The following is a 6,421-nucleotide window of genomic DNA, read 5'->3' on the forward strand; positions in this document are numbered from 1 at the left end:
GCGGGCCCCCCCTCGATCACGGCGCTCGCGCAGATCCTGCCGCGCGGCGTGGCCGCGACCGGCTCCGCGCGGGCCGGATCACCCGGAGACCCGTCCCGCATGCCCCGTCGCATCCTCATCACCGGCGCGAGCGTCGCCGGAAACACCGCGGCCTGGTGGCTCGGCCGCCACGGCTTCGACGTCACCGTCGTCGAGCGGGCGCCGGGCTTCCGCGACGGCGGCCAGAACGTCGACGTCCGCGGGGTCGGGCGCGAGGTCCTGCGCCGCATGGGCCTGGAGCAGGCGGCGCTCGCCCGGGGCACCGGCGAGCAGGGCACCGCCTGGGTCGACGGGCGGGGCCGGGCGGTCGCGGCCTTCACGATGGATGCCAGCCTCGGCGACGGCCCCACCGCCGAGATGGAGATCCTGCGCGGCGACCTCGCGCGGCTCCTCTACGAGCCGGCCCGGGAGCGCGCGACCTACCGCTTCGGGGATCGCGTGACCCGGATCGACGACGGGGCGGAGGCCGCGACGGTGACCTTCGCCTCCGGGGCGAGCGAGCGCTACGACGCCGTCCTCGTCGCCGAGGGCGTCGGCTCGACGACGCGCGAGCTCGTGTTCCCCGGCGAGGCCGACCCGCGCTGGATGGATCTCGCCATCGCCTACTTCACCATCCCGCGGACCGCGGACGACGACCGGATGTGGCGGTGGTTCAACGCGCCCGGCGGCCGCGGCATCTCCCTGCGCCCCGACCAGCACGGCACCACCCGCGCGATGCTCACGCTGCGGCAGCCGCCGGGCGGCGAGCAGGATTGGGGCGCGGACCGGCAGAAGGCCTACCTGCGGCAGCGCTTCTCCGATGCGGGCTGGCAGGCGGCGCGCGTCCTTTCCGGGATGGAGGCCACCGCGGACTTCTATTTCGACGTCCTGCGCCAGGTGCGGATGCGGCGCTGGTCCAGCGGCCGCGTGGCGGTGACCGGCGACGCGGCCTGGTGCGCCACGCCGCTCGCCGGCATCGGCACGACGCTGGCCGTCACCGGCGCCTACGTCCTCGCCGCCGAGCTCGCCCGCGGCGACGACGTCGCCGCGGCCTTCGCCGCCTACGAGCGCGCCATGCGCCCGATGGTCGAGGACGGGCAGGGCGTGCCCAAGATCGCGCCGAAGCTGATGAACCCGAACAGCCGGCTCGGCATCAGCCTGCTCCACCGCGTGCTGCGCATCGCCAGCCGGCCGGGCCTCCGCCGCCTGGCCTCGAAGCTGTCCACCGGCCGCGCCAAGGAGCCGGACCTGACCGGCTATCCCGATCCCGCCGGCGCCTGACGCGGGCCGGCGGGGCGGATCGGGCGCTCACGCACGCGTGGTCACGGCGTGCGCGCCCCCCCGGCGCGGATCCCGCATCGGTCAGCCTCGGTAGCGCAGGGCCTCGATCAGCACCGCGAGCGCCGCCGCGGGCTGCCTGCGGCTCGGATAGTACAGGTGGTAGCCCGGGAAGGGCGGGCTCCAATCCTTCAGCACCCAGGTCAGCGCCGCGCTGTCGAGATGGGGCTGCACCTGATCCTGCGGCAGGTAGGCGATGCCGAACCCGTCCAGGGCGGCGCGCAGGATCATGCTCACCGTGTTGAACACGACCTGCCCGTCCACGCGAACCCGGACCTCGCGCCCGTTGGCCGCGAACTCCCAGGCGTACAGGCCGCCATGGGTCGGCAGGCGCAGGTTGATGCAGGCGTGGCCGGTCAGGTCCTGCGACGTCCGCGGCGCAGGCCGGCGCGCGAGGTAGGCCGGCGCGGCGACCGCCGCCATGCGCATGTCCGGCCCGATCGGGACGGAGACCATGTCCTTGGCCACCACCTCGCCGAGCCGCACCCCGGCGTCGAAGCGCCCGGCGACGATGTCGGTCAGGGCGAAGTCGGTGACCAGCTCCACCTGGATGTCCGGGTACCCGGGCAGCACCCTCCGCAGCGCCGGCCACAGCACCGCCGCGACCGCGTGCTCGTCGGCGTTGATCCGCACGGTGCCGGCCGGCGTCTCGCGCAGGTCCGTCACCGCGACCAGGCCGGCCTCGATCTCCGCGAGCCGGGGCCCGACGGACCGGATCAGCCGCTCGCCCGCCTCGGTCGGCGCGACGCTGCGCGTGGTGCGCGTCAGCAGCCTCAGGCCCAAACGCGCCTCGAGCCCGCGGATGGTCTGGCTGAGCGCGGGCTGCGACAGGCCGAGCTGCGCCGCCGCCCGGGTGAAGCTCCGCGCGCGCGCGACCGCGACGAAGGCGAGCAGGTCGTTCAGGTTCTCCCGCGCCATTCATGGAGTCCGGCGCATCGCCGCGTGCGCATTCCGGCATCTAACGCCCGTCCGGCGCGCGGCCAGCGTGGGGCGAAGGTCCCGCCGACGAGCCCGACGGTGGCGATCGCGCGTGCCGGCGCGACGCCGCCCGGCTCGGCCCCGATCGTCGCGCCGCTCTCCTCTGCGAGCTGCTCGGCCACGGTCACCGACCGATCCATCTCGACGAAGGCCGGCATGCCGGAGGGTTCCTGTTCGTGGCCCGGCGTCGGGGCAAGCGCGAGGCGCGGCGGATGCCGGACCCTGCGACGTGCGCGGGCCGGGCTCGCGCTCGGGGCTCAGTGCTCGCCGGCGGCCACGGTCTCGCGCATCGGTTTCGTGGGTCGGCCGATCAGCCTGCTCAGGTCGCGGCCGTCCTCGAACAGCGCACCCTCCGCCACGACGGAGTCGGAGGCGGCGACGAAGGCCGCCAGGTCCTTCGGCAGGCCGGCCTTCAGCAGGACGCCCTCGTACTCGGCCTCGGGCAGGTTCCTGTAGACCACCGGCCGGCCCGACACCTTCGCGACCTCGGCTGCGAACTCCTCCAGCGTGTAGGCGTCGTCGCCCGCCAGCTCGTAGATGCGGCCGTTCTCCACCTCGGCGGCCGTCAGCACGGCCGCGGCCGCGTCGGCGTAGTCGGCCCGCGCCGCGGACGAGATCCGCCCCTGGTCCGCGCTGCCGAAGAGGGCGCCGTGCTCGAGCGCCATCGGGATCGAGGCGGCGTAGTTCTCCGTGTACCAGCCGTTGCGCAGGATGACGAAGGGCACGCCGGATGCCGCGAGGACGAGCTCCGTCCGCCGATGCTCGTCGGTGAGCTTGGGCGGGGACGTGTCGGCGTGCAGGACGCTGGTGTAGGCGATGCGGCGGACGCCCGCCCGCTTGGCCGCCTCGATGACGTTCCGATGCTGGTCCACGCGCTTGCCGAACTCGTTGGAGGAGATGAGCAGCAGGCGCTCGATGCCCGCGAAGGCTCGGTCCAGGGTGTCGGTCCTCTCGTAGTCGACCTGCCGCACCTCGACGTCGAGGGCCCGGAGCGCCTTGGCGCCGTCGTCGTCGGGGTTGCGCAGGCCGGCCACGATCCGGGAGGCCGGCACGCTGCGCAGCAGGGCCTCGACGACGAGGCGCCCGAGGCGCCCGGATGCGCCGGTGATGCCGATGCGGGGATGAGCAGAGGTCATGGGCGCAGTCCACGAAGGTTCGGTTGCGATACATGCTTCCTAATCGAGACCTCGGCGGCGCATAAGGAGGCAGTATTTTGGGACAGGGTAACCTCGCGGGAACCGGGCGATGAGCCAGCAGGCGGAACTGGTGCGGCGGTTCGCGGAGTAGCAGGCCACGGCCGTCGATCCTTCGCTCTGCCCGGTGCGCGACGTGCTGGATCGCCTCGGCGACAAGTGGACGACGCTGGTGCTGCTCGTGCTGGCCGGCGGCCCGCGGCGGTTCAGCGCCCTCGGCCGGGCCGTGCCCGACATCTCGAAGCGCATGCTGACCCAGACGCTGCGCGAGCTGGAACGCGACGGCTTCGTCACCCGGCACGTCTTCCCGACCAAGCCGCCCAGCGTGGAGTATCGCCTCGACGCGCTCGGGCATTCGATGCTGGAGCCGCTGGCGGCGCTCGTCGCCTGGGCGGAACGCAACCACGCGGCCGTCGCCGCGGCCCGGACCCGCTACGCGGCATCGGAGGCGGCCGGGCACGGGCCGTGATCGGGCCGACGCCGGGATCTCGGTGCGCGCCGAACCCGGGCGACGCGAGACGCTTCGGTGCCGGGCGTGATCCTTTGCGGCGGCGCCTCGGATCTCGGGGCCCCCCGAAGGCCGAGGGCGGCATCGCGCCGCCGGAAGCGACGTGCGGCGGCTCGGCCGTCGTCGCGGAACCCGGGGGCGCGCGACAGGCCGCCGTCGGCGGACAGCGTCGTCCCCGTCACACGATCCGGATCGCGACGATGGCGCCCCGCTTCGGGCCGTCCGTCCGCCGCGCGGCTGCGCACGGAAACGGCGCAAGGCCCCGCGCCTGCAGGGGACTTGCCCGGTGGGATTCACGTCGATCACCGCGTTTTAGTCATCCGGCGACAGGTCCGCGACCGCCGCATCCTTCCGGATGCCCGCGTTCGACCCCAGGGCGTCGACCCGGCCGAACGCCGCCGCCGCGCGAACCGCGCGCGGGCTGCCGGCCGGCTCACGCGGACGGCGCCGGCTTTCCGACGCCGGGATATCGCAGGGCGTCCACCAGCACGGCGAAGGCCGGCGACGCCTGGCGGCTGCTCGGATAGTACAGGTGGTAGCCGGCGAAGGGCGCGCACCAGTCGGCGAGCACCCGCACGAGCCGGCCCGCGGCGATGTCCGCCCGGACGAGGTCGTCGGGCATGCAGGCGACGCCGAGCCCGGCCAGGGCCGCCGTCCTGGCCAGGAACACGCTGCTGAACGCGAGGGGGCCGTCCACCCGGACCCTCAGCTCGCGCCCGCCCTTCTCGAACTCCCAGGCGTAGCGGCCGCCGTAGCTGGCGAGATGCAGGTTGATGCAGGCGTGGGCGGTCAGGTCCTGGGGGGTACGCGGTCGAGGGCGCGCCGCGAAGTAGGCGGGCGTCGCGACCACGGCCATGCGCAGGGCGGGCCCGATCCGGACCGCGATCATGTCCTTCTCGACCTGATCCCCCATGCGGATTCCCGCGTCGAAGCGCTCGGAGACGATGTCGGTCAGGGCGTTCTCGGTGATCACGTCGACGGTGATATCCGGGTAGGCCGGCAGGAGCCGTTCCAGAGCCGGCCACAGGATGGAGGCTGCCGCGTGCTCGCCGGACGTGATCCGGATGGTCCCGGCCGGCTTGTCGCGCAGCGCGGTGAGTGCGGACAGGTCGGCCGCGATGCCGTCCAGTTGCGGCCCCACGATCCGCAGCAGGCGTTCGCCGGCCTCGGTCGGCACGACGGCGCGGGTGGTTCGCGCCAGGAGGCGGACGCCGAGGCGCTCCTCCAGCGCCCGGACGGCGCGGCTCAGCACCGGCTGCGTCACGCCGGACCGGGCGGCGGCCCGGGTGAAGCTGCCCTCCCGCGCCACCGCCGCGAAGGCGACGAGGTCGTTCAGGTTCTCCCGCAGCATTCATAACCCCAGGGCATGGCCTCAAGTGGAACCTAGTGCCTAATCGCGGCGCTCGGCAGCCCCCTAGATCTCACGCATGGCCCGGGACGGCGGCGCGACCGAGCCGTCGCCGTCACGGTCGGGCGACACCCACCGACGGTGCGGAGACATCATGCAGCCCGTGCGCGAGCCTGGATTGAACCGGAGAGACCTGATGGCAGGAACCACCGCCTGCGCGGCCATGGCGTCGATGCCGCCGGCCGCGAGAGCCGATCCCGGGCCCGGCGACCGCCCTGTCCTGGCGCGGGTGTGGTTCACGATCAACGGCCAGCGGCGCGAGCTCGAGCTCGACACCCGCACCAGCCTGCTCGATGCGGCGCGCGAGCATCTGCACCTGACCGGCTCGAAGAAGGGCTGCGACCACGGCCAGTGCGGCGCCTGCACGATGATCGTCGACGGGCGGCGCATCAACGCCTGCCTGACGCTCGCCGTGATGCACCAGGGCGCGGAGATCACCACCATCGAGGGGCTGGGCCAGCCCGACGACCTGCACCCGATGCAGGCCGCCTTCGTCCGCCACGACGGCTACCAGTGCGGCTACTGCACGCCCGGCCAGATCTGCTCGGGCGTGGCCGTGCTCGACGAGATCCGGGCCGGCATCCCCAGCCACGCCACCGCCGACCTCACTGCGCCGACCCGGGTCACCGAGGCCGAGATCCGCGAGCGCATGAGCGGCAACCTGTGCCGCTGCGGCGCCTATTCCAACATCGTCGAGGCGATGAGCGAGGTCGCCGGCCTCGAGACCGGCCGGAGGCCCGCATGAAGTCGTTCACCTACGAGCGCCCGAGCACGCCGGCCGAGGCCGCCGCCGCCGTGGCGCGCACGCCCAACGCCAAGTTCATCGCCGGCGGCACCAACCTGCTCGACCTGATGAAGCTGCAGATCGAGACCCCGACCCACCTCGTCGACGTCAACGGGCTCGGGCTCGACCGGATCGAGCCGACCCCGGAGGGCGGCCTGCGCATCGGCGCGCTGGTGCGCAACACCGACCTCGCC

Annotated in this window: 8 protein-coding genes; 4 read left to right on the forward strand and 4 right to left on the reverse strand. The window is 73.9% G+C overall.

What is annotated here, in order from left to right; translation table 11 throughout:
- Positions 1–99 precede the first annotated feature (99 nt).
- Positions 100–1,299, forward strand: coding sequence for an FAD-dependent monooxygenase (locus MKK60_RS25495; RefSeq protein WP_243938559.1), 1,200 nt, complete (start codon positions 100–102; stop codon positions 1,297–1,299).
- 81 nt (positions 1,300–1,380) lie between these two features.
- Here the strand turns inward: MKK60_RS25495 and MKK60_RS25500 are convergent, their stop codons facing one another.
- From MKK60_RS25500 to MKK60_RS25510, 3 genes are all read right to left on the reverse strand, one after another.
- On the reverse strand, positions 1,381–2,274 hold the full coding sequence (locus tag MKK60_RS25500; protein ID WP_243988972.1) for a LysR family transcriptional regulator: 894 nt from the start codon (positions 2,272–2,274) through the stop codon (positions 1,381–1,383).
- Positions 2,256–2,492, reverse strand: a complete 237-nt coding sequence (locus MKK60_RS25505) for a hypothetical protein (protein ID WP_243988973.1) — start codon at positions 2,490–2,492, stop codon at positions 2,256–2,258. The genes MKK60_RS25500 and MKK60_RS25505 overlap by 19 nt, the downstream gene beginning before the upstream one ends.
- A 99-nt stretch (positions 2,493–2,591) precedes the next feature.
- Positions 2,592–3,470 carry an SDR family oxidoreductase gene (locus MKK60_RS25510; protein WP_243988974.1) on the reverse strand — a complete coding sequence of 293 codons (879 nt, stop codon included), beginning with the start codon at positions 3,468–3,470 and terminating at the stop codon, positions 2,592–2,594.
- A 193-nt stretch (positions 3,471–3,663) separates the two neighbouring features.
- Here MKK60_RS25510 and MKK60_RS25515 point away from each other — a divergent pair, with 193 nt between their 5' ends.
- Positions 3,664–3,996 (forward strand): winged helix-turn-helix transcriptional regulator, encoded by a 333-nt coding sequence (locus MKK60_RS25515; RefSeq protein WP_409567454.1) that lies wholly within the window; start codon positions 3,664–3,666, stop codon positions 3,994–3,996.
- Positions 3,997–4,468: 472 nt separating this feature from the next.
- Here the strand turns inward: MKK60_RS25515 and MKK60_RS25520 are convergent, their stop codons facing one another.
- A complete protein-coding gene (locus MKK60_RS25520) occupies positions 4,469–5,386 on the reverse strand; it encodes a LysR family transcriptional regulator (protein ID WP_243988976.1) in 918 nt (305 codons plus the stop codon).
- Positions 5,387–5,579: 193 nt separating this feature from the next.
- On the opposite strand from MKK60_RS25520, the gene paoA reads away from it, so the two are divergent.
- Positions 5,580–6,188 (forward strand): aldehyde dehydrogenase iron-sulfur subunit PaoA, encoded by a 609-nt coding sequence (gene paoA, locus MKK60_RS25525; RefSeq protein ID WP_243988977.1) that lies wholly within the window; start codon positions 5,580–5,582, stop codon positions 6,186–6,188.
- Positions 6,107–6,421: FAD binding domain-containing protein (locus MKK60_RS25530; RefSeq protein WP_243988978.1), on the forward strand; the 315-nt coding region annotated here is incomplete at its 3' end. The genes paoA and MKK60_RS25530, both read left to right, overlap by 82 nt.

Source organism: Methylobacterium sp. J-092 (genome assembly GCF_022829325.1).
Lineage (GTDB): Bacteria > Pseudomonadota > Alphaproteobacteria > Rhizobiales > Beijerinckiaceae > Methylobacterium.